The following is a 22,121-nucleotide window of genomic DNA, read 5'->3' as shown; positions in this document are numbered from 1 at the left end:
CCCGTCTGGTGATCGCCGCGCCGTCGTCGGGCAGCGGCAAGACGACGGTGGCCACCGGGCTCATGGCGGCGTTGCGGGCGCGCGGGCTGCGGGTCTCGCCGCACAAGGTGGGGCCCGACTACATCGACCCGGGCTATCACGCGCTGGCCGCCGGCCGTCCCGGCCGCAATCTGGATCCGTGGCTCGTCGGGGAGGAGCTCGTCGCCCCGCTGTTCCTGCACGGCGCCGCCGGGTGCGACGTGGCGGTGGTCGAGGGCGTGATGGGCCTGTTCGACGGCAGGGGGGACACCGGCTTCGCCTCGACCGCGCACGTCGCGACGCTGCTGGACGCGCCGGTGGTGCTGGTCGTGGACGCGGCCCGGCAGAGCAGGTCGGTGGCGGCGGTGGTGCACGGGTTCGCCACCTTCGACCCGGACGTGCGGGTGGGCGGAGTGGTGCTCAACCGGGTGGGCTCCGACCGGCACGAGGAGCTGTGCCGGTCGGCGCTGGCGGCGGCGGGCGTGCCGGTGCTGGGGGCGATCCGCCGCGACGACGCCGTGACCACGCCCTCCCGGCACCTGGGGCTGGTGCCGGCCGCCGAGCGCCGGACCGAGGCGGTCGCCGCCGTGGACCGGCTGGCCGCCCTGGTGGCGCGTTCGTGCGACCTGGACGCGTTGCTGCGGCTGGCGCGCTCCGCTCCCCCGCTGGGCGGCCCCACCTGGACGCCGCCGTTTCCCGCCGCGACGCCCACCCCGACGCCCACCCCGACGCCCACTGCGACGCCCACCGCGACGGGCGGCCGGCCGGTGGTGGCCGTGGCCGGTGGGGCGGCGTTCACGTTCGGCTACGCCGAGCAGGTCGAGCTGCTGCGGGCGGCGGGGGCGGAGGTGGCCGTCTTCGATCCGCTGCGCGACACGCGGCTGCCGGACGGGACCGGCGCGATCGTGATCGGCGGCGGCTTCCCGGAGGTGTACGCCGCCGAGCTGGCCGCCAACGAGCCCCTGCGGCAGCAGGTGGCCGCCTTCCCCGGCCCGATCGCCGCCGAGTGCGCGGGGCTGCTGTACCTGTGCGACGAGCTGGACGGTCAGCGCATGTGCGGGCGCGTCCCCGGGCGGGCGCGGATGACGTCCCGGCTGACGCTCGGCTACCGGGACGCCGTCGCGCTGCGCCGCTCGCCGCTCACCAGGACGGGCGAGCGGCTGCGCGGGCACGAGTTCCACCGGACGGCCGTCACGTACGCGGGCGAGCCGCTGTTCCGCTGGGACGGCGGCCACGACGGGTACGGCGACCCCGGCGTGACCGCGTCCTACCTGCATCTGCACTGGGCGGGCGCGCCGCGCCTGGCTCAGCGGCTGGTGTCGTCCTCCAGGTCACCCTCGGTCTTGAGGTAGACCTCCTGCAGGCCGCGCAGGACCTCCGGGTCCGGGTGCTGCCACATGCCGCGCTCGGCGGCCTCCAAGAGGCGTTCGGCGATGCCGTGCAGCGCCCAGGGGTTCGAGCGGGCCATGAACGCCTGGTTCTCGGGGTCGAGCACGTACGTCTCCGTGAGCTTGTCGTACATCCAGTCGGCCATCACGCCGGTGGTGGCGTCGTAGCCGAACAGGTAGTCGACGGTGGCGGCCAGCTCGAAGGCGCCCTTGTAGCCGTGGCGGCGCATGGCGGCCAGCCAGCGCGGGTTGACCACCCTGGCGCGGAAGATCCGTGAGGTCTCCTCCGACAGGGTGCGGGTGCGCACGGCGTCGGGGCGGGTGCTGTCGCCGACGTAGGCGGCCGGGGCCTTGCCGGTGAGCGCGCGCACGGTGGCGATCATGCCGCCGTGGTACTGGAAGTAGTCGTCGGAGTCGGCGATGTCGTGCTCGCGGGTGTCGACGTTCTTGGCGGCGACGGCGATGCGGCGGTAGGCGTCCTCCATCTGGGGGCGGGCGGCGACCCCGTCGAGGTCGCGGCCGTAGGCGTAGCCGCCCCACACGGCGTACACCTCGGCCAGGTCGGCGTCGTCGCGCCAGTTGCGGCTGTCGATGAGCGGCAGCAGCCCGGCCCCGTACGCGCCGGGCGCGGAGCCGAAGACGCGCATCGTGGCCAGCCGCTCGTCGCCGCCCGTCGCGGCCACGTGGGCGCGGACGTAGTTGTCCGCGGCCGGCTCCGCCAGCGACGCGACCAGCCGTACGGCGTCGTCGAGCATGCCGACCACGTGCGGGAAGGCGTCGCGGAAGAAGCCGCTGATGCGGACCGTCACGTCGATGCGCGGGCGGCCCAGCTCGGCGAGCGGGATCGGCTCCAGGCGGATGACGCGACGCGACGCCTCGTCCCATTCGGGGCGGACGCCGAGCAGGGCCAGCACCTCGGCGACGTCGTCGCCCGCCGTGCGCATGGCGCTGGTCCCCCACACCGACAGCCCGACCGAGCGCGGCCATTCGCCGGTGTCGGCGCGGTAGCGCTCCAGCAGCGACTCCGCCATCGCCTGGCCGGTCTCCCAGGCCAGGCGGCTGGGCACCGCCCGTGGGTCCACGGAGTAGAAGTTGCGGCCGGTCGGCAGCACGTTGACCAGGCCGCGCAGGGGGGAGCCGCTGGGGCCGGCGGGCACGTAGCCGCCGTCCAGGGCGTGCAGGACGTGGTCGAGCTCGTCGGTGGTGCGGGCCAGGCGCGGCACCATCTCGGTGGCGGCGAACGCCAGCACCCGCGCCACCAGCTCCACCCGCCCCTCGGCCACGCCACCCAATACCGCGCGGGCGACGGCGGGGGCGGCGTCCGGGGCCCAGGCTTGCTGCTCCATGGCCTCGACCAGGGCGCGGGCGGTCGCCTCGGCGCGGTCCACGTCGCCCAGCGCCGCCGTGCCGTCCTCGGCCAGGCCGAGCGCCTCGCGCAGGCCGGGCAGCGTCTCCCTGCCGGCCCACATCTGCCGGGCGCGCAACATGGCCAGCACCAGGTCCACCCGCACCTGGCCGGTGGGCGCCTGGCCGAGGACGTGCAGCCCGTCGCGGATCTGGGCGTCCTTCACCTCGCACAGCCAGCCGTCCACGTGCAGGATGAGGTCGTCGAACTCGCTGTCGTGCGGCCGGTCGGCCAGCCCGAGGTCGTGGTCGAGCCTGGCGGCCTGGATCAGCGTCCAGATCTGCGCCCGGATCGCGGGCAGCTTGGCGGGGTCCATGGCGGCGATCGTGGCGTGCTCGTCCAGGAGCTGCTCCAGCCGGGCGATGTCGCCGTAGGTGTCGGCGCGCGCCATCGGCGGCACCAGGTGGTCCACCAGCACGGCGTGCGCGCGCCGCTTGGCCTGCGTGCCCTCCCCCGGGTCGTTGACGAGGAAGGGGTAGACCAGCGGCAGGTCGCCGATGGCGGCGTCGGTGCCGCACGCGGCCGACATCCCCGCCGACTTGCCGGGCAGCCACTCCAGGTTGCCGTGCTTGCCGACGTGCACCATCGCGTGCGCGCCGAACTCGGCCGACAGCCAGCGGTAGGCGGCCAGGTAGTGGTGGCTGGGCGGCAGGTCGGGGTCGTGGTAGATGGCGATCGGGTTCTCCCCGAAGCCGCGCGGCGGCTGCACCATCACCACCAGGTTCCCGGCCCGCAGCGCGGCCAGCACGATGTCGGTCCCGCTGTCGCCCTCGTGCACGAAGAGCTCTCCGGGCGGCGGGCCCCAGTGGCGTTCCATCTCCTCGCGCAGGGCCGCGGGCAGCGTCCGGTACCACTGCTCGTAGGAGGCGGCGGAGATGCGCACCGGGTTGCCCGCCAGGTGCTCCTCGGTCAGCCAGTCCTGGTCCTGGCCGCCGGCGGCGATCAGCGCGTGCACGAGCGCGTCGCCGTCCTGGTCGGCCACGCCGGGGAAGCCGTCGCCCAGGTCGTAACCCGCCTCGGCGAGCCGGGCCAGCAGCCGGACGGTGCTCGCGGGGGTGTCCAGCCCGACCGCGTTGCCGACGCGGGAGTGCTTGGTCGGGTACGCCGACAACATCACCACCAGCCGCCGCTCTGCGGGAGGGGTGTGCCGCAGCAGGCCGTGGCGCACCGCGATGCCCGCCACCCGGGCGGCCCGCTCGGGGTCGGCGACGTAGACGGTCAGCCCGTCGGGGTCGATCTCCTTGAACGAGAACGGCACCGTGATGATCCGCCCGTCGAACTCCGGGATCGCGACCTGGGAGGCGGCGTCCAGCGGCGACAGCCCGTCGTCGTTCTCCTCCCATGCCTGCCGGGTGGTGGTCAGGCAGAGTCCTTGCAGGATCGGCACGTCCAGCTCCGCCAGCGCGCCGACGTCCCAGGCCTCGTCGTCGCCGCCCGCCCCCGCGGTGGCCGGACGGGAGCCGCCCGCCGCCAGCACCGTGACGACCAGGGCGTCCGCCGCGCGCAGCGTGTCCAGCAGCTCCGGCTCGGCCGCGCGCAGGGACGAGCAGAAGACCGGCAGCGCCTGCCCGCCCGCGTCCTCGACGGCGTCGCACAACGCCTCGACGAACGCGGTGTTGCCGGCCATGTGGTGGGCCCGGTAGTAGAGCACCCCCACCACGGGACCGCCGGTGGTCCTGGCAGGGCGGTCCAGCCGTCCCCAGGTGGGGGCGGGGACGGGCGGCTCGAACCCGTGCCCGGTCAGCAGGACGGTGTCGGACAGGAACGCGTGCAGCTCGGCCAGGTTCGCCGGGCCGCCGTGGGCCAGGTAGGCGTGCGCCTCGGCGCACACCCCGCCGCTGACAGTGGACAGCTCCATCAGCTCGGCGTCGGGAGCCTGCTCCCCGCCCAGCACCACCACCGGGCGCGGCCCGGCCAGCAGCGCGTCGAGCCCTTCCGGCCAGGCCCGCCGCCCGCCCAGCAGGCGCACCACGACGAGGCCGGTCCCCTCCGTCAGGCCGGGGACGTCCTCGGCGGTCAGCCGGGCGGGATTGCCCAGGCGGTAGCCCGCCCCGCAGGCGCGAGCGCTCAGCAGGTCGGTGTCGGAGGTGGAGAGCAGCAGAACGGTACGGCTGTCGCCAGGCACGGCGCATTCCTCCCTCGGGGTCCTCGCCCCGGTCGCGGGTGACACGACGGCAGGAGTCTCCTGGCTCCCGGATCGACGCTCACCCCGGCCTTCCCGCCCGTCGCCGGACAGTGGCCTCGTGGTGGGGTTCGCTCCCCGGTCACAGTGGCGGGACCGCGCCGGATTCACACCGGCTTCCTCCCATTGCCATCGTCTACGCCGAAGCTTACGACAGGAGCGACCCGTCCCAGAAGTGGCGTTACGATCCCTTCGTGCCCGTAGGTGAATCTTCCGGACGTACGCGTCCCGATGCCTGTCCGGGGGCGCTCCAGGTGCACGAGGCCGCCGACGGCCCGCTCGCCCGCGTGCGCCTGCCCGGCGGCGCGGTGTCGGCCGCGCAGCTCCGCGTGCTCGCCGGGTGCGCGGCCGAGCTGGGAACGGGCGTGATCGAGCTGACGTCGCGGGCGAACGTCCAGGTGCGGGGGCTGCGCGCGCCGGAGGTCTTCGCCGGGCGGATCGCGGCGGCCGGGCTGCTGCCGTCGCCCGCGCACGAGCGGGTGCGCAACATCCTGGCCTCGCCGCTGGGCGGGCGCGGTCCCGACGGGCTGCTGGACGTGCCGGCGATGGCGGACGCCCTGGACCGGGCGCTGTGCGCGCGGCCCCGGCTGGCCGCGCTGCCGGGACGGTTCCTGTTCGCCCTGGACGACGGCACGCGGGACGTCGCCGGGCTCGGCGCGGACGTCACCTACGTGGCGACCGGACGGCTGCTGCTCGCCGGCGCCGACACCGGGCTGACCGTCGCCCCGGACGCGGCCGTCCCGCTCATGATCGACGCCGCCGAGGCGTTCCTGGACGAGCTGTCCCCCGACGGCCCGCGCGCCTGGCGCATCCGCGACCTCCCGGACGGCCCCGCCAGAATCGCCACCCGCCTGCGCGCCGGCGAACCAAGCCTGATCGACGCCCCTGACGCCGCGAACGCCGCGAACGCCCCGGACGCCCCGGACGCCCCGGACGCCCCGGATGCCGCGGAAGCCGCACGCCGCCCGTCCGCGGGCAGGATCGCCCAGCGGGACGGCCGGGTGGCGATCGAGGCGCTCGTGCCGCTCGGCCGCCTGACGTCCGACCAGGCCGGAGCCCTCGCGGACCTCGGACGGCCGGTGCGCCTGACACCCTGGCGGACCGTCGTCCTGCCGGACCTCTCCCCCGGCGAGGCGGATCGGACCGAGCGGGCGCTCGCCGCCGCCGGGCTCGCCACCGACCCGGACTCCCCCTGGGCCGGGGTGACCGCCTGCACCGGCCGTCCCGGCTGCGCGAAGGCGCTCGCCGACGTGCGGGCCGATGCCCGGCAATGGGTGCGGGGCCTCGGCAGCGCACCCGCCACGCCCGTCCACTGGGCCGGTTGCGAGCGGCGCTGCGGCCTGCCACGCGGCCCGGTCCGCCAGCTGATCGCAACCATCAACGGATACGAGGAACGCCAGGAGTGAGCGACTACATCCGCGACGGCGCCGAGATCTACCGGCGCTCGTTCGCGACCATCCGCGCCGAGACCGACCTCACGGGCCTGCCGCCCGAGGTCGCCCAGGTGGCGGTGCGCATGATCCACGCGTGCGGCATGACCGACCTCGTCACCGACCTGGCCTGGTCGCCGCAGGTGGTCGCGCGGGCCAGGGAGGCGCTGCGCGGCGGCGCGCCGGTGTTGTGCGACGCCATGATGGTCGCCTCCGGCGTGACGCGGCGCCGGCTGCCCGCGGGCAACGAGGTGCTGTGCACGCTGGGCGATCCGCGCGTGCCCGAGCTGGCCGAACGCCTCGGCACCACCCGCAGCGCCGCGGCCCTGGAGCTGTGGCGCGACCGCCTGGAGGGCGCGGTGGTGGCGATCGGGAACGCGCCGACCGCCCTGTTCCGGCTGCTGGAGCTGGTGGCCGAGGGCGCCGGACGCCCCGCGGCCGTGCTCGGCATCCCGGTCGGCTTCATCGGCGCGGCCGAGTCCAAGCAGGCGCTGGCCGGCGGCGACCTGGAGTACCTGGTGGTGCACGGCCGTCGCGGCGGCAGTGCGATGACGGCCGCCGCGATCAACGCCATCGCGAACGAGACGGAGTGACGACCATGTCAGGACGCCTGTACGGAGTCGGCCTGGGCCCCGGCGACCCCGAGCTGGTCACGGTCAGGACGGCCCGGCTGATCGGCGAGGCCGACGTGATCGCCTACCACGCCGCCCGGCACGGCCGCAGCATCGCCCGTTCGATCGCGCTGCCGTACATGCGCGAAGGCCAGATCGAGGAGCTGCTGCTCTACCCGCTGACCACGGAGACCACCGACCACCCCGGCGGCTACCAGGGAGCGCTCGACGACTTCTACGCCGACTGCGCCGAACGCCTGGCCGCCCACCTGGACGCGGGCCGCACCGTGGTCGTGCTGGCCGAGGGCGACCCGCTGTTCTACGGCTCCTACATGCACATGCACAAGCGGCTCGCCCACCGCTACCCGACCGAGGTGGTGCCCGGCGTGACCTCGGTCAGCGCCGCCGCCGCCGTGCTGGGACGGCCGCTGGTCGAGCGGGACGAGGTGCTGACCGTGCTGCCCGGCACGCTGCCCGCGCAGGTGCTGGCCGAGCGGCTGCGCGACACCGACTCGGCCGCCGTGCTCAAGCTGGGCCGCACGTTCGGGAAGGTGCGCGACGCGCTGGCCGAGGCGGGCCGCCTCGACGACGCCTGGTACGTCGAGCGCGCCACCATGGGCGCCGAGCGGGTCGCCCCGCTCAAGGACGTGGACCCGGACGGAGTCCCGTACTTCTCGCTGGCCCTGCTCGCCAGCCCGGCCGAGCGCACCTTCGTCCCCGAGCGCCCGGCGGACGAGGGGCGGGGCGAGGTGGCCGTGGTCGGCCTGGGCCCGGCCGGGCGGCCGTGGCTGACGCCGGAGGCGCAGGAGGCGCTGGCCGCGGCCACCGACCTCGTCGGCTACGGCCCGTACGTGGACCGGGTGGCGCCGAACCCGCGCCAGCGCCGCCACCGCACCGACAACCGGGTGGAGGCCGAACGCGCCAGGCACGCCCTTGAGCTGGCCCGGGACGGGGCCCGCGTGGCGGTCGTGTCGTCCGGCGACCCGGGCGTGTTCGCCATGGCCAGCGCCGTGCTCGAAGCCGCCGCCGACTTCCCGGACGTGCCGGTGCGGGTCGTGCCGGGACTGACCGCCGCCCAGGCGGTCGCCGCCAGGGCGGGCGCGCCGCTCGGGCACGACTACTGCGTGCTGTCGCTGTCCGACCTGCTCAAGCCGTGGGAGGTGGTGGCCGACCGGCTGTCCGCCGCCGCGCGGGCGGACCTGGTGCTGGCGATCTACAACCCGGCCTCGCGCAGCCGTACGTGGCAGGTCGCCGCCGCCCGGGACCTGCTGCTGGAGCATCGCGCGCCGGACACCCCCGTGGTGATCGGCCGCGACGTCGGCGGCCCGCAGGAGAGCGTCACGGTCACCACGCTCGGCGAGCTGGACCCCGGCCAGGTGGACATGCGCTGCCTGCTGATCATCGGCTCGTCCACGACCCGGGCCACCGAAGGCGGCGTCGTCTACACCCCGCGCCGCTACCCCTGAACCCAGGCTGCCGCCGCCGCCACGCTGTCCGTGGCCCGGACGCCCGCGGGCAGCGGCGGCCGGTCCACCATGATCACCGGCAGGCCGAGCTCACGCGCCGCGCCGAGCTTGGCCGTGGTCATGCCGCCGCCGCTGTCCTTGGTCACCAGCACGTCCAGGCGGTGCTCCCGGATCAGGGCGCGCTCGCCCTCGACGGTGTACGGCCCGCGGTCGAGCAGGATGTGCACGTTCGCCGGCACCGGCCCCTCCGGCGGGTCCACCGACCTGGCCAGCAGCCACACGCCGGGCAGCGGCGCGAACACCGGCAGGCTCCGGCGTCCGGTCGTGAGGAAGACCCGGGTGTCACGGCCTGTCGCGCCCCACCGGGCCGTGGTCAGCAGCCCGGCCGCCTCCTGGAGGGAGCCGACCCGCAGCCACGCGTCGCCCGGCCCCTCCCGCCATCCCGGACGCCGCAGCACCAGCAGCGGCACCCCGGTCGCCGACGAGGCCGCGACCCCCGAGGCGGTCATCCGCTCCGCGAACGGATGCGTGGCGTCGACCAGCACGTCGATGCGCTCCTCCAGCAGCCACGCGGCCAGGCCCGACGGCCCGCCGAACCCGCCTTCTCGCACCTCGCCCACGGGAAGCCGCGGGTTGTTCACCCGCCCCGCCAGCGAGGACACCACGTGCAGCCCGGGATCGGCGGCCAGCTCGGCGGCCAGGGCCCGCGCCTCCGCGGTGCCGCCGAGGATCAGGACCCGTCGCACGCCCGCTCCCTGGCGTCGCTGTAGAGGTGGCTGTCGGGGAACTGCGTCGCCGACAACACCCGGCCCACGACGATCACGGCCGTCCGCCGGATCCCGGCGTCGTGGACCTGCCCGGCGATGTCGGCCAGCGTCCCGCGCAGGATCACCTCGTCGGCCCGGCTCGCCCGCGCGACCACGGCCACCGGGCAGTCCGGGCCGTAGGAGGGCAGCAGCTCGGCGACCACCGCGTCGATCCGCTGCACGGCCAGGTGCAGCACCATCGTGGCCCGGCTCGCGCCGAGCGTGCCGAGGTCCTCGCCGTCCGGCATGGGGGTGGCGCGGGCGGAGGTGCGCGTCAGGATGACCGTCTGGCCGACGCCGGGCACGGTCAGCTCCCGGCCCAGCGCGGCCGCGGCCGCCGCGAACGCCGGAACCCCGGGCACCACCTCGTACGGCACGCCGAGGGCGTCCAGCCTGCGCATCTGCTCGGCCACGGCGCTGAACACCGACGGGTCGCCCGAGTGCAGCCGCGTCACGTCGAGACCGTCGCGGTGCGCGGCGGCCAGCTCGGCGACGATCTCGTCGAGCGTCAGGTCCGCCGTGTTCACCAGCCTGGCCCCGGGCGGGCAGGCGTCGAGCAGTTCGCGCGGCACCAGCGACCCGGCGTACAGGCAGACCGGCGACGCCTCCAGCCGGCGCAGGCCGCGCAAGGTGATCAGGTCGGCGGCGCCGGGACCGGCTCCGACGAAGTACACGGTCACGGCCGGTCCTCCTCCGTCATCGACCACACGGTCACGGCTGTTCCTTCCTCGTGATCGACCAGACGGTCACCGGCATCGCCGCCCGCCAGCCGGTGAACCCGCCGACCGGCGAGGCCCGCTGAACGCTCAGGCGCACCAGGTCGCCCCCGAGCCTGCCGTACCAGTGGGCGAGGACGGCCTCGGACTCCAGGGTCACGGCGTTCACCACCAGCCGGCCGCCGGGGCGCAGCGCGGTCCAGCAGCGTTCCAGCAGGCCGGGGGCGGTCGCGCCGCCGCCGACGAACACCGCGTCCGGCTCGGGCAGCCCGTCCAGCGCCCCGGGGGCCTTGCCCTCGACCACGCGCATCGACGGCACGCCGAGCCGCTCGGCGTTGCGCCGGACGGCGGCGGCCCGGTCGGCCCGGCTCTCGATCGCCACGGCGGCGCACGACGGGTGGCTGCGCATCCACTCGACGGCGATGCTGCCCGCCCCCGCGCCCACGTCCCACAGCAGCTCGCCGGGCCTCGGGGCCAGGCGGGACAGGCTGACGGCGCGGACCTCCCGCTTGGTGAGCTGCCCGTCGTGCTCGTACGCGCCGTCGGGCAGTCCCGGCACCCTGGCCAGGGGCTCGGCGTCCCGGGCGAGGACGCACTCGACGGCGATCACGTGCAGCGCGGACGCCTGGCCCTCCGCCCAGCTCTCGGCCGTGCCCCGCCGTTCGGACTCCCCCGGGCCGCCCAGCTCCGACAGCACCGTCATCGGGCTGGGTCCGTACCCGTGCCGGACGAGCAACCCGGCGACCACCGGCGGCGAGCCGGGCCCCGCGCCGAGCACGACGACCCGGCGGCCCGGCTGGAGCGCGGTGGCCAGCGCCGCGGGCGGACGGCCCACCAGGCTGACGACGTCCACCTGCTCGGCCGGCCAGCCCAGCCGGGCGCAGGCCAGCGTCAACGACGACACGTGCGGCAGCACCGTTACGCGCTCCGCGCCCAGCAGCCGGACCAGCGTCGAGCCGATGCCGTAGAACATCGGATCGCCGCTGGCCAGCACGCAGACCTCGCGGCCGGCGTACCGGTCCATGAGGGCGGGCAGGGCGGGCAGCAGCGGCGACGGCCACGCCACGCGTTCGGCGGCCGTCGCGGGCACGAGGTCGAGCTGCCGCACGCTGCCCATGAGCACGTCGGCGGCCTCCACCGCGCGGCGCGAGCCCGGGGTCAGCCCGTCCCAGCCGTCCGCGCCGATCCCGACGACCGTGATCACGCGTCGCGCCGTGTCAGCTGGATCTCCTCGGCAAGCCGCTCCTGACGGGAAGCGGCGAAGGCGTCGCCCTGCTCGGCCAGGTTCACGATCCTCCTCGATGGCAAAGTGCGAGGGATATCGTATATCTGCCTATCTGGCAGACTTTGGCGGGTGAAACGGCTTCTCGTCATCGGGATCGGCGCCGGCGATCCGGACCATCTCACCCTGCAGGCGGTCAAGGCCATCGCCGCCACGGACGTGTTCTTCATCGTCGACAAGGGCGAGATCAAGCACGAGTTGATCCAGCTCCGCCTCGACCTGATCGCCGAGCACGGTCGCGAGCCGTACCGGATCGCCGAGGCCCGCGACCCGGAACGGGACCGCACCGCCCCCGCCTACACCGCCGCCGTCGAGGACTGGCGCTCGCGCCGCTCGCTGGCCTGCGAGGCGCTCATCCACGACGAGCTGGGCGCCGGCGAGACCGGCGCGTTCCTGGTGTGGGGCGACCCGGCCGTCTACGACAGCACGCTCGCCATCCTCGACGAGATCCGGCGACGCGGGAACGTCACGTTCGACGTCGAGGTCGTCCCCGGCATCAGCAGCGTGGCCGCCCTCACCGCCCGTCACCGCATCGGCCTGACCCAGGTCGGCCGGCCCACGCACCTGACCACCGGCCGCCGCCTGGCGGAGCAGGGCCCCACCGCCGACGACGTGGTGGTCATGCTCGACGCCCACTGCTCCTTCACCGGTCTCGACGACTTCCACATCTACTGGGGCGCCTACCTCGGGACGCCGGACGAGATCCTGGTGTCGGGGCCGGTGCCGGAGGTCGGTGACCGCATCCGGCGGCTGCGTGCCGAGGCCCGCGACCGCAAGGGCTGGATCATGGACACGTACCTGCTGCGCCGCCCGTCACCGGGGGACCGCTGACCTGACGCCGAGGTCGCGCCGCCAGGTCGGCGGGCCCCCTCGCGTCATGCCAGCAGCCCCTGCCCGATCCAGCCGCCGGGCGGGCAGCCCGGCGGGATGGCGAACACCGCCGATCCGATCGGCGTGGTCCACTCGTTGAGCAGGTCGGCCTCGGCCAGCCGGCGCTGCATCGGCAGGAACTGCGCGCCGACGTCGGCCTGGTAGGAGGCGAAGGGCAGGCCGCTGTCGGAGTGTCCGGCCGCGGTGAGCCCTTCGTCGTAGTTGTAGGGGCGACGGAAGATCCCCTTGGCCGGGTCGGCGCTGTGCGCGCGCCTGATGTGGGCGTACTCGGAGATGACCGGGAACCCCACGGGCGTGAGCTCGGCGAAGTCGGGCGGGTCGTGCTCGGCGGTCCCGGTCAGCGGGGCGCCGGTGTCCAGGCGGCGTCCGATCGTGAACTCCTTGGCGACCCGGTCGGCGGCGTCCCAGGTCTCCAGTTCGACCCGGATCCGCCGCAGCACCAGCGTGGTGCCGCCGCGCAGCCAGGCGGGCGCGTCCGCGCCGGCCCACACCACCCGGTCGAAGACAGGGCTCCCGGGGACGGCGTTGGCGGTCCCGTCGAGCTGCCCCATGATGTTGTGCTGGGTCAGCCCGGACGCCTGCACCCCGGCGGCCCGCCGGAACCCGCGCTGGACCCATCGGACGCGGGTGAACGCGCGGGCGTCCTTGATGATCATGCGGAGGGCGTGGGCCACGGTCAGCGGGTCGTCGGCGCAGATCTGCACCAGCACGTCGCCGCCGTTCCACTGGTTCCGCAGCTTGTCGATGGAGAAGCGGGGCAGTGCCTTCAGCGAGGACGGGCGCGCCTCCGCCAGGCCCACCGCGTCGAACAGATCGGGCCCGAACCCGAAGGTGACGGTCAGCCGGGCGGGCAGCACCGCCAGTTCCGGTTCGGTGTCGGCCAGGGCGGGGCCGCCCGCGCTCAGGCGGCGGGCGTCGTCGGTCAGCAGCCGCATCATCCGGGCCACCGCCTCACGGCCGACGCCCTCGCGCAGGTCCAGGCCGACGAAGACGGCGTGGGCCTGCGGGACGGTGGCGATCCCCGCCTGGTGCGGGCCGTGGAAGGGCTCCACCGCCGAGCCCGGCGAAGCGGCCTGGGCCGGGCCCGCCGAAGCGGCCTGTGTCGCGAGCGCGCCGGCCGCGGCGGCCGCGGTCGAGGCCAGCAGGCTCCGCCGGGTCAGGCGGGACCTGCTGCCGGTGTGGGCGTCCATCAGTGCTTGCCCTCGCCCGGCTGGTAGTTCTCCTTGCCGCCGGCGAAGTCCTTGCCGATCGCGGTGAACTGGAGGGTGGAACCGTCGGCGAGAGTCAGGGTGAAGGGCACCTCGGCTCCGGGCTCCACCTTCCCGGTGACCCCCATCAGCATGATGTGATCGCCGCCGGGCGCCAGCTGGTGAGAACCGCGAGCAGGCACCACGAACCCGCCCTTCTTCGGGCGCATCACCATCTTGCCCCCGGAGTCCACCACTTCGTGCAGCTCGACCGTCGGAGACAGCGGCGAGGCGCCGGAGACGACCGTCAGTTCCGCGTCGGTGTTGTTGACCAGGGTGCCGAAGGCGGCGGTCATCCCCTTGCCGCCGGTCTTGATCCAGGGGTCGGTGATGGTCAGGGCGGGCGAAGGGGTGGCGGCGGCGGTGGCGGCCGCCGGTGACGCCGACGCGGTCGACGCGGTCGACGCGGTCGACGCGGTCGTGCTCTGGCCGCCGCAGCCGGACACGAGCACGGCCACGGCCAGCGCCGCGGCGGGAAGAAGCGGAGAACGCGAACGGAGAGTGTGCATGGTGGGCCTTTCCAGGCAGGCCTCGGCGCGCGGTGGCGTTTCCCACCGCGCCGGAGGCGGATCAGGCAGGGGCGCTTGACGCGGCCGCGACGTCGGCAGCCGCGCGAACCCGGACGGAGCCGGGCATGACGACGTACTCCAGCCTCACCATGAGGGTCAGCCGGAGAAAGCGATCACCTGCGTGAACGGCGGACCGCGCGTGGGCGCGGCGTGTGCCAGCACCGCCGAGCGCAGCCGGCCCGGCTCGGGCGCCGTCACCACGACGACCGGCTCGTGCGGCGGACGCGGGAAGAGCGCCAGGAGGACCCGGCACAGCCGCGCGGCCAGGCGGTGCAGCAGCCCCCACAGAGCGGCCTCGCCGCGGGCCAGCCACAGGGCGATCAGCCCGGTGGCGCCGGCGTGCGTGACGAGCATGCCGACGCCGGGCACCAGTCCCGAATGGCCGTGGACGAGCGCGGCGTAGGCGTCCGCGGCATGGCTGAGGGAGAACAGCACATGCAGCACCACCTGCATGCCGGCCAGCAACGGCAGGATCAGCGCCAGCGTGCGCTCACGCGCCGAGGCCACGACCCCGCCCCCGAACGCCAGCAGCAGCCCACCGGCCACCACCGGCCCCGTGACCGATCCCCCGCCGAACAGGTGCGCCAGCACGCCCAGCGCCACGCAGACCACGGCGAACACCGCGGCACGGGCGAGACGGAACGGCAAGGAGGCGGTCATAACGGGCCCATCATCCCATCGCACCCCCTCGCCCTGGCATCCGCCATCGTGCCTCACCTCCGGCACGCCGCCTGCTCACGCACCCCGACACCGCCTTCGCCCGTCGGAGCGATCGCCGGTCGGCCGCCCAGGTGCCTCGACCTCGCCCACGTCGTCGGGACAGTGCTCGCCTCGCGCCGCCGACAGGCCGCGGAACGCGGCATCGGCCTCTCCGAACACCTGACGCCCGCGGTGACGGCCGGGGACCCGAGACTGATCGAGAGCCTCGTCGCCAACCTCGTCGACAACGCCATCCGCCACAACCGCCCGGACGGGCACGTAGAGGTCACCACCCAGACGTCCGGCACGCAGGTGGCCCTCACGGTCACCAACAGCGGGCCGGTCGTCCCCGCCGACGATCTCCAGCGCCTGCGCCGGCCCTTCCAGAGACTGGCGCCCGACCGTCACGGCCGCGGCGACGGCCACGGCCTCGGCCTCGCCATCGTCGACGCCGTCACGCGAGCTCACCGCGCCACCCTCACCACCGACGCACGCCCTGAAGGCGGCTTGTCGGTCACCGTACGGTTCGCGCAGATATCGCAACCCTGACATCAGGCGCCGCCATGCACGGCCACGTCGCCGCCGGGGACACCAGCCCGATCTCGTAGGGCGCCGGGCACCGGGCGATGATCACCGAGCCGGTGCTGCCGGCCCGGGTGCTGGACGAGGCGTCCCGGTCATGAGGCAGCCGGCGCCCCCTGACGGGGTTGAGCAGCCGGGCATGGGGGAAAGTCTCCGTCCTGCGGGCCGTCGACTGGAGTGGAGGCCCCTGCCACGCCAGCAACCGCTGGTGGAAAGCGGGGGGAACTTCAGGGATGGGGTGGATGCATGGTGGAACGACGCATGTCGGTCGCGACGCACTGGGGCAGTCTCATCGCAGTGGTCGATTCCGGGCGATTAGTACGAATTGAGCCGAGGGACGACGACCCCGTCCCGTCACCCATCGGCCCCGGCATGGTGACAGCCGCCGACGACGGCGCTCGCGTGCTGCGCCCCGCGGTCCGCAAGGGCTGGCTCAACGGCCGGCCGCGCGTCCACGACGCCGCCAGAGGCGCGGACGCCTTCGTGGAAGTGAGCTGGGACGACGCGATCACGCTGGTGAGCGACGAACTCCGTCGAGTGCGTTCGCAGCACGGGGACAGCGCGGTGTTCGGCGGGTCGTACGGCTGGGCGAGCGCGGGCGTGTTCCACAACGCGCAGAGTCAACTCCACCGGTTCCTGGCGCTGGGCGGGGGCTTCACCGACTCCCGCAACACCTACAGCACCGCCGCGTTGGAGGTCATCCTTCCCCATGTGATCGGCGGGCATCCCTGGAGCTACCAGTCGCGGATGCCGATGTGGGACGAGATAGCCGGCAACTGTGAGCTCGTGGTGGCGTTCGGCGGGCTGGCACTCAAGAACAGCCAGATCAACCCCGGCGGGCTGGCCAGGCACCAGACGCAGGTCCTGCAGCGACAGTGCCGTGCGGCCGGGGTGCGGTTCGTGAACGTCAGCCCCATCCGCAGCGACGTCGCCGGCTTCCTCGACGCCGAGTGGCTGCCCGTCGTCCCCAACACCGACACCGCGGCGATGCTGGGCATCGCCCACACGATGCTGGTCAACGGGTGGCACGATGAGGACTTCCTGCGCCGGTGCTGCGTCGGGTTCGACCGCTTCGCCTCGTACGTGACCGGCGAGCTCGACGGCGTCCCCAAGGACGCCGCCTGGGCGGCGAGGATCACGGGCATCGGTCGCGAGGCGATCGTCGACCTCGCTCGCCGCCTGACCGAGCGGCGTTCTCTCATCATGGTCAACTACGCGGTGCAGCGGGCGGACCACGGCGAACAGCCGATCTGGATGTCCGTCGTGCTGGCCGCCATGGCGGGCTCGATGGGCCGGCCCGGCTGCGGCTGGGGAGCAGGTTACGCCACGATGGACGCGACAGGCGTGGCCAGAGGCCGCCCCTCCGTGGCGGCGGTGCCCGGGGTCGCCAACCCCGTCCCGGACTTCATCCCGGTCGCGAGGATCGCCGACGCCCTGCTGCATCCGGGCAGGACCATCGGCTACGACGGGCGGCGCCTCACGTTGCCGGAGCTTCGCCTGATCTACTGGTGCGGCGGGAACCCGTTCCACCACCATCAGGATCTCCACCGGCTGGCCCGAGCCTGGCAGACCCCCGACACGGTGGTGGTGCACGAAGCCTGGTGGAACACCACGGCCAAGTTCGCGGACATCGTCCTGCCCGTCGCCACCAGCTTGGAGCGCGACGACTTCGCCGCCGGATTCTCCGATCCCCACCTCGTCGCGATGCCCAAGGTCCGCGAGCCGGCGGGAGAGTCACGCACCGACCATCACATCTTCGCCGCCTTGGCCTCCCGGCTCGGATACGAGCAGGAGTTCACGCAGTCGCGCTCCGAGCTCGACTGGGTCCGGCACCTGTACGAGCAGACGCGGGCCGGACTCGGCGACGATGCCGCGTTGCCGGGCTTCGACGACTTCTGGCACAGCTCCACCGCCGAGCTGCCCGCGTTGACCGGACCGTTTCCCGGCAGCTTCGAGGCGCTCCGCGCAGATCCGCGGCGTTTCCCCCTGCCGACGCCGTCGGGCCGGATCGAGATCTTCTCCGAGGAGATCGACTCGTTCGGCTACGACGACTGTGCCGGGCATCCGATGTGGTTCGAACCAGCGGAGTGGCTCGGCGCCGACCTGTCGAGCCGGTTCCCGCTGCATCTGATCTCGAATCAGCCCGCCTCACGCCTGCACAGCCAGTACGACAACGGTGGCCACAGCCTCGATTCGAAGATCCGTGGCCGCGAGCCCGTGACGATGAATCCGTTGGATGCCGCGTCGCGCGGCATCGAGAACGGCATGATCGTACGCATCCACAACGACCGGGGCAGCTGCCTGGCGGGCGCGGTCCTGTCGGACGACGTCATGCCAGGCGTCGTCCAGCTGTCCACCGGCGCGTGGTGGGATCCGGTCGAGCCAGGCGTGAGCGGAACACTGGACCGCCACGGCAATCCCAACGTCCTCACGGCGGATCGGCCGTGCTCGCAGCTGTCCCAAGGGCCGAGCGCTCTCAGTGCGCTGGTCGACGTCGAGCCCTACGACGGCCCTCATCCCGACGTGCTCGCCTTCACCCCGCCACGCCTCGAAGGTTGACGCCAAAGCACTCCGGCCGCTTGCTTTGCCGTAATCGATCGAATACTTTGCGTAATCATGACTCGACTGCAAGACCTCAAGTACGGCCAGTGGTTCCGGGGCGCCGATGTCGACGGCGACGGGTTCATCACCCAGCGGGACGTCCGGATGATGAGCGAGCGTTACATCGCCGTCCGCGGCGCCGCGCCTGGCTCCGAGACCGCCCGCCTGCTCACCGAGAGGATGGACGCATTCTGGACGCACGTGATCGCCCCGATGGATCACGACGGTGACGGGAAGGTCGATCTGCGGGAGATGACCGAAGGGTTCAGGCAGGCCCTGACCGACCGCGCCCTGTACCCGGCACAGATCGAGCCGGTGACCAACTGCTTCTTCGACCTCGCCGACCTCAACGGAGACGGCTGGATCGACCAGGCGGAGTTCCAGCAGATGTTCGACTCGGTCGGCGGCGTCCCCGGCGAGGACTGCGCCGCGGTCTTCGCCGCCCTGGACCGAGACGGCTCCGGCGTGCTGGACCGCGCCGAGTTCCACCAGGCGGTCACGGAATTCTTCTACGGCGACGACCCGGACGCTCCCGCCAACCACCTGTTCGGCAGGGTCGCCGGCTGACGCCCTTGCCCTGATGGCGCCAGGGCGTCGACTCTGTTGAAGTTGCTAGTCATTTCAGTCATGATTGAAATGACTAGCAACTACTAGGGAGCGCGCCATGGAACACGTGACCTTCAACAGCCTCGGCACCCGCTGCGCGGGCGATCTCTACCTGCCGGAGACGAGCGATCCGGTCCCCGGGCTGGTGCTCGGGCACAGCGGGGTGATGGTCAAGGAGGCGCTGGCGTTCTTCGCGCCGCACTTCGTCAAGGCCGGCTTCGCGGTGCTGGCCATCGACTACCGCACGGTCGGTTCCAGCGAGGGCGAGCCGCGCGGCCTGGACCACCCGGAGCGGCAGGTGGAGGACTTCCGCAGCGCCGTGTCCTACCTGCGGACCCGTCCCGAAGTGCAGCCGGAGCGGATCGGGGTGTGGGGGGTGAGCATCGGCGGCTCGGTGGCGGCCCAGGCCGCCGTGCTCGATCGGCGCATCAAGTGCGTAGTGGTGCAGAGCCCCAGCGTGTGGGACGGATGGCGGTACACCGAACGCCTCCTGGGCCGCGCCGGCGTTCACGCGCTGCGCGACCGGCTGGAGCAGGACTGGCAGCGGCGCTACGAAGGCGAGCCGAGCGCTCGCGTGCCGCACCTGACGCTGGAGGGCGACAGCGTGAAGGACGCTCCGGACATCTCGACCCGCCTGTTTCCCGCCTACCGCAACGAGAAGACCCTCGACTCAGCCGAGCACCTGCTCACCTTCGCCCCGGAGAACCTCATCCACCGGCTCGCGCCTACGCCGCTGCTGATGATCGCCAACGGCGGCTGGGACCCGTACCACATGCTCGAAGAGGCGCAGAGCGCCTTCGCCAAGGCGGGCGAGCCCAAGCGGCTCGCGGTGCTGCCGTACGACGTGCTCGGTCTCTACACCGGGCCCGGCCTGCAGGAGGCGATGGCGCTCGCCATCGACTGGTTCGACCTCTACCTGCGCAGGACCGCGCTCGCCGGCCTCACCCCAGCACCCACCTACGAGTCGGTGGCCGCCATGACACAGTGAACCGGCACACGATCACCAAGGGAGGACGCGACGATGAGCGCTGAGGAACAGCAGGACCGGCTGCTTCGATGGGTGGAGCGGGTGGCCGCATTCTGCGTCGAGGAGTGGGGGCTGCCGCCCATCACCGGACGCATCCTCGGCTGGCTCATGATCTGTGACCCGGCCGAGCAGTCCGCCGGCCAGATCGCCGAGGCCATCCAGGCCAGCCGGGCCTCGCTCACCTCGAACATGCGCTTTCTCACGGCCATCGACCTGGTCGAGAAGGTGCGAAGGCCCGGGGATCGCACCTCCTACTACCGCATCGAGGACGACGCCTGGCAGAAGGTCATCCAGCGCAAGCTCGACAGCCTGAGCGCGTTCGGCGAGATCGCCGACGAAGGGCTCGACATCGCGGGCGGCGAGGGGCGGCGCACCGAGCGCATCAAGGCCGCCCACGACTCCCTGACATGGCTGCAGAACCTCGCGGCCCACCATCCGCTACGCCGTTAAGGAATCTCCATGCACCGCTGGAAACCCGAGCTCGGGCTGATCCAGGAAACGCTGCTGCTCACCCTCCAGGCAAGAGCTCTGGACGCCGGGCTCCCCCATCCGATCCTCGGCGACACGCTCTCCGCCGACCTGGCCGCCACCATCGACTACGACTTCGGCAGGCTGAAGGTCAAGCCCAGCCTCGTCCTCACCACGGCACTGCGCGCCAGGAAGCTCGACGACGTGGTCCGCGCCTACGTCGCCGCTCACCCCGGATGCGTGGTGCTCGACCTGGGCTGTGGCCTGGACACCAGGATGTCCCGTTGTGCTCCGCCGCCGGGCGTCGACTGGTACGACGTCGACTTCCCCGAAGTGGTGAACCTGCGAGCCGAACGCCTGCCCGGCCGTTCCCACCTGGTCGGAGCCGACCTCACCGGCTCCGGCTGGCTCTCGGCCGTCCCCGATGACCGGCCGGCGGTGATCGTCGCCGAAGGGCTGCTCCCCTTCATGCCCGGCGACTCCTTCCAGGCGATGACCCGCGCGCTGACCGGCCATTTCCCTGCGGGTGAGCTCGCACTCAACGGCTACACCCGCTTCGCCGCCTGGGCCATGAAGTACCACCCGACCATCAAGGCACTCGGCATCAAGGCCGCCCAGGGCTTCGACGACGCGCACGAACCCGAGTCCTGGGACGCCGGCCTCGAACTGATCGAGGAGCAGGTCCTCTCCCGCGCGCCGGAAGTGGCCCGGTTCCCGCAACCCCTGCGGGCGCTGACCCGTCTCACCGCCCGCAGCACGACCTTGTCCCGGCAAGGGGCACGCGTTCTCCGCTACCGGTTCTGAGCCCGGGCCGACGGCACGGGGAACGTGAACCTGGCCGCCGCCGTACAGGCCGGCGAACCGGCCGGTGGCGGGGTCCCCGGCGACGATCTGGAACCGGGCGTCGCCGCCTGTGACGCCGTGGACCTGGATCTTCACGTCGTACTGGTCGGTCCAGAAGTAGGGCACGGGTGCGAAGGGGGCCTGGCCGCCGAGGAGCGTCCGGGCTGCGGCCGTGCCCTGTTCGGTGGCGTTCAGCCGGTGTTCGACGCGCAGGCGGCCGAAGCTGGGGTGCCGCCAGGAGGCGACGTCGCCGGCGGCGACCACGCCGGGCGCGGCCCGGCACCGATGGTCGCACTTGACGCCGTCTTCCACGTCCAGGCCGCTGCCGGTCAGCCAGCCGGTCGCCGGGGCCGAGCCGACGGCAACGAGCACCAGGTCGGCGGGGACGTGCGTGCCGTCGTCCAGATCGACCCCGTTCACCCGGCCGTCGAGGCCGGTCAGGCCGGTGACCAGGGCGCCGGGACGCAGGCGGACGCCGTGCCTGGCGTGCAATCCGGCCAGCAGCCGCGCCACCCGGTCGCCGAGCCGGTCGATCAACGGCGCGGGGAGCGGATCGACCAGGGTGACGTCCAGGCCGAGCTGCCGGGCGGCGACGACGACCTCCGTACCGAGGAAGCCCGCGCCGACGACGACCACCGACCGGGCGGCGAGCAGCCCCTCGCGCAGGGCGAGGGCGTCGTCGAGGGTGCGCAGCACGTGCACGCCGCCGAGTTCGTGCCCCGACGGCAGCCGGCGCGGGACGACGCCGGTGGCGATCACCAGCCCGTCGTAGGGCAGGACGCCGCCGTCGGACAGCGCGAGTTCGCGCGCGCCGGTGTCGAGGGCGGTGGCGGCGACGCCGAGCCGCCAGTCGGCCCCCAGCGCGGCGCGAGGCTCGTGGCGGCACAGCGTCACGCGGTCGGGCGCCCACCTGCCGAGCAGGATCTGCTTGGACAGCGGCGGCCGGTCGTAGGGCTCCCGCCGCTCCGCGCCGACCAGGGTCAGCGAGCCGGTGAATCCGTCGCGGCGCAGGGCCTCGGCGGCGGACAGACCCGCCGCCGAGGCGCCCACGACCACGATCCGGGAGGGGCGGCTCACGACGCGCCCAGCGTGATCGCCCGGGCCGGGCAGATCCGGGCGGCCTCGCCGACGCCCTCGCGCAGCCCCGGTTCCGGGCTGTCCCGCAGCAGGACGACGATGCCGTCCTCGTCACGCTGGTCGAACACGTCGGGACAGACGAGGACACACTGCCCCGAGCCGGTGCAGGCGTCCTGATCCACGGTGACCTTCATGTGCTTGACTCCT

General features: G+C 73.6%; 19 protein-coding genes, 1 pseudogene and 1 riboswitch. Of the genes and pseudogenes, 11 read left to right on the top strand and 9 right to left on the bottom strand.

All coding sequences use genetic code 11. The annotated features are described in order from the left end of the window. Nucleotides 1-5: 5 nt before the first annotated feature. The gene (locus AB0C33_RS35380) at nt 6-1,370 is read left to right on the top strand and encodes a cobyrinate a,c-diamide synthase (protein ID WP_358295648.1); all 1,365 of its coding nucleotides are present in this window, start codon (nt 6-8) and stop codon (nt 1,368-1,370) included. Here AB0C33_RS35380 and cobN read toward each other — a convergent pair. Beyond that, nucleotides 1,325-4,936, bottom strand: coding sequence for a cobaltochelatase subunit CobN (gene cobN, locus AB0C33_RS35375; RefSeq protein WP_358295407.1), 3,612 nt, complete (start codon nt 4,934-4,936; stop codon nt 1,325-1,327). The two genes, AB0C33_RS35380 and cobN, sit on opposite strands and share 46 nt — an antisense overlap. 30 nt (nt 4,937-4,966) lie before the next feature. Beyond that, a riboswitch (cobalamin riboswitch) is annotated at nt 4,967-5,177 on the bottom strand. 10 nt (nt 5,178-5,187) lie between these two features. Between cobN and cobG the strand changes: the two genes are divergently transcribed. Genes cobG through AB0C33_RS35360 form a run of 3 tightly spaced genes read left to right on the top strand, consistent with a single transcriptional unit; the run spans nt 5,188 to nt 8,500 of the window. Continuing rightward, on the top strand, nt 5,188-6,399 hold the full coding sequence (gene cobG / locus AB0C33_RS35370) for a precorrin-3B synthase (RefSeq protein WP_358295404.1): 1,212 nt from the start codon (nt 5,188-5,190) through the stop codon (nt 6,397-6,399). Then, a complete protein-coding gene (locus AB0C33_RS35365) occupies nt 6,396-7,016 on the top strand; it encodes a precorrin-8X methylmutase (RefSeq protein ID WP_358295401.1) in 621 nt (206 codons plus the stop codon). The genes cobG and AB0C33_RS35365 overlap by 4 nt, the downstream gene beginning before the upstream one ends. 5 nt (nt 7,017-7,021) lie before the next feature. Beyond that, the gene (locus tag AB0C33_RS35360; RefSeq protein ID WP_358295399.1) at nt 7,022-8,500 is read left to right on the top strand and encodes a precorrin-2 C(20)-methyltransferase; all 1,479 of its coding nucleotides are present in this window, start codon (nt 7,022-7,024) and stop codon (nt 8,498-8,500) included. Here AB0C33_RS35360 and AB0C33_RS35355 read toward each other — a convergent pair. Genes AB0C33_RS35355 through cbiE form a run of 3 tightly spaced genes read right to left on the bottom strand, consistent with a single transcriptional unit; the run spans nt 8,491 to nt 11,226 of the window. After that, on the bottom strand, nt 8,491-9,246 hold the full coding sequence (locus AB0C33_RS35355; protein WP_358295397.1) for a cobalt-precorrin-6A reductase: 756 nt from the start codon (nt 9,244-9,246) through the stop codon (nt 8,491-8,493). The genes AB0C33_RS35360 and AB0C33_RS35355 overlap by 10 nt on opposite strands. Next, nucleotides 9,231-9,986, bottom strand: coding sequence for a precorrin-4 C(11)-methyltransferase (cobM, locus tag AB0C33_RS35350; protein ID WP_352359788.1), 756 nt, complete (start codon nt 9,984-9,986; stop codon nt 9,231-9,233). The genes AB0C33_RS35355 and cobM overlap by 16 nt, the downstream gene beginning before the upstream one ends. A gap of 31 nt (nt 9,987-10,017) precedes the next feature. Then, nucleotides 10,018-11,226, bottom strand: coding sequence for a precorrin-6y C5,15-methyltransferase (decarboxylating) subunit CbiE (gene cbiE, locus AB0C33_RS35345; protein ID WP_358295392.1), 1,209 nt, complete (start codon nt 11,224-11,226; stop codon nt 10,018-10,020). Between the two features lie 150 nt (nt 11,227-11,376). On the opposite strand from cbiE, the gene cobF reads away from it, so the two are divergent. Next, nucleotides 11,377-12,135, top strand: a complete 759-nt coding sequence (gene cobF / locus AB0C33_RS35340) for a precorrin-6A synthase (deacetylating) (RefSeq protein ID WP_358295389.1) — start codon at nt 11,377-11,379, stop codon at nt 12,133-12,135. 44 nt (nt 12,136-12,179) lie between these two features. Here cobF and AB0C33_RS35335 read toward each other — a convergent pair whose 3' ends face one another. From AB0C33_RS35335 to AB0C33_RS35325, 3 genes are all read right to left on the bottom strand, one after another. Then, nucleotides 12,180-13,385 (bottom strand): Dyp-type peroxidase, encoded by a 1,206-nt coding sequence (locus AB0C33_RS35335; protein ID WP_358295386.1) that lies wholly within the window; start codon nt 13,383-13,385, stop codon nt 12,180-12,182. After that, entirely contained in the window at nt 13,385-13,951 is a 567-nt protein-coding gene (locus AB0C33_RS35330) for a copper chaperone PCu(A)C (RefSeq protein ID WP_358295383.1), read from the bottom strand. Before AB0C33_RS35330 ends, AB0C33_RS35335 begins: the two co-directional genes overlap by 1 nt. 156 nt (nt 13,952-14,107) lie before the next feature. Next, nucleotides 14,108-14,659, bottom strand: coding sequence for an MFS transporter (locus AB0C33_RS35325; protein ID WP_358295380.1), 552 nt, complete (start codon nt 14,657-14,659; stop codon nt 14,108-14,110). Nucleotides 14,660-14,833: 174 nt separating this feature from the next. Here AB0C33_RS35325 and AB0C33_RS35320 point away from each other — a divergent pair, with 174 nt between their 5' ends. From AB0C33_RS35320 to AB0C33_RS35295, 6 genes are all read left to right on the top strand, one after another. After that, the gene (locus AB0C33_RS35320) at nt 14,834-15,259 is read left to right on the top strand and encodes an ATP-binding protein (RefSeq protein WP_358295377.1); all 426 of its coding nucleotides are present in this window, start codon (nt 14,834-14,836) and stop codon (nt 15,257-15,259) included. 279 nt (nt 15,260-15,538) lie between these two features. Then, complete coding sequence (locus AB0C33_RS35315; protein WP_358295374.1) at nt 15,539-17,851, top strand: molybdopterin-dependent oxidoreductase; 2,313 nt, start codon at nt 15,539-15,541, stop codon at nt 17,849-17,851. Nucleotides 17,852-17,908: 57 nt separating this feature from the next. After that, nucleotides 17,909-18,460 (top strand): EF-hand domain-containing protein, encoded by a 552-nt coding sequence (locus tag AB0C33_RS35310; protein ID WP_358295371.1) that lies wholly within the window; start codon nt 17,909-17,911, stop codon nt 18,458-18,460. 97 nt (nt 18,461-18,557) lie between these two features. Then, nucleotides 18,558-19,487, top strand: a complete 930-nt coding sequence (locus tag AB0C33_RS35305) for an alpha/beta fold hydrolase (protein ID WP_358295368.1) — start codon at nt 18,558-18,560, stop codon at nt 19,485-19,487. Nucleotides 19,488-19,520: 33 nt separating this feature from the next. Next, complete coding sequence (locus tag AB0C33_RS35300; RefSeq protein WP_358295366.1) at nt 19,521-19,976, top strand: transcriptional regulator; 456 nt, start codon at nt 19,521-19,523, stop codon at nt 19,974-19,976. 9 nt (nt 19,977-19,985) lie between these two features. Further along, complete coding sequence (locus AB0C33_RS35295; protein WP_358295645.1) at nt 19,986-20,798, top strand: class I SAM-dependent methyltransferase; 813 nt, start codon at nt 19,986-19,988, stop codon at nt 20,796-20,798. 54 nt (nt 20,799-20,852) lie between these two features. On the opposite strand, the pseudogene AB0C33_RS35290 reads toward AB0C33_RS35295, so the two are convergent. Continuing rightward, a pseudogene (locus tag AB0C33_RS35290) lies at nt 20,853-21,887 on the bottom strand (FAD-dependent oxidoreductase); the annotation flags it as partial. A 23-nt stretch (nt 21,888-21,910) separates the two neighbouring features. Next, complete coding sequence (locus tag AB0C33_RS35285; protein WP_358295363.1) at nt 21,911-22,108, bottom strand: ferredoxin; 198 nt, start codon at nt 22,106-22,108, stop codon at nt 21,911-21,913. Nucleotides 22,109-22,121: the final 13 nt, after the last annotated feature.

The sequence above is a fragment of the Nonomuraea sp. NPDC048881 genome, from assembly GCF_040649795.1.
In the GTDB taxonomy this organism is placed as follows: Bacteria; Actinomycetota; Actinomycetes; order Streptosporangiales; family Streptosporangiaceae; genus Nonomuraea.
The sequence above is the reverse complement of the archived record's forward strand: the minus strand, read 5'-3'. Positions and strand labels throughout refer to the sequence as shown.

Coding starts and splice junctions, on each gene's coding strand:
- AB0C33_RS35310 (WP_358295371.1), top strand. CDS start 17,909: ATGACTCGACTGCAAGACCTCAAGTACGGCCAGTGGTTCCGGGGCGCC.
- AB0C33_RS35295 (WP_358295645.1), top strand. CDS start 19,986: ATGCACCGCTGGAAACCCGAGCTCGGGCTGATCCAGGAAACGCTGCTG.
- AB0C33_RS35300 (WP_358295366.1), top strand. CDS start 19,521: ATGAGCGCTGAGGAACAGCAGGACCGGCTGCTTCGATGGGTGGAGCGG.
- AB0C33_RS35360 (WP_358295399.1), top strand. CDS start 7,022: ATGTCAGGACGCCTGTACGGAGTCGGCCTGGGCCCCGGCGACCCCGAG.
- AB0C33_RS35330 (WP_358295383.1), bottom strand. CDS start 13,951: ATGCACACTCTCCGTTCGCGTTCTCCGCTTCTTCCCGCCGCGGCGCTG.
- AB0C33_RS35305 (WP_358295368.1), top strand. CDS start 18,558: ATGGAACACGTGACCTTCAACAGCCTCGGCACCCGCTGCGCGGGCGAT.
- AB0C33_RS35335 (WP_358295386.1), bottom strand. CDS start 13,385: ATGGACGCCCACACCGGCAGCAGGTCCCGCCTGACCCGGCGGAGCCTG.
- AB0C33_RS35285 (WP_358295363.1), bottom strand. CDS start 22,108: ATGAAGGTCACCGTGGATCAGGACGCCTGCACCGGCTCGGGGCAGTGT.
- AB0C33_RS35315 (WP_358295374.1), top strand. CDS start 15,539: ATGGTGGAACGACGCATGTCGGTCGCGACGCACTGGGGCAGTCTCATC.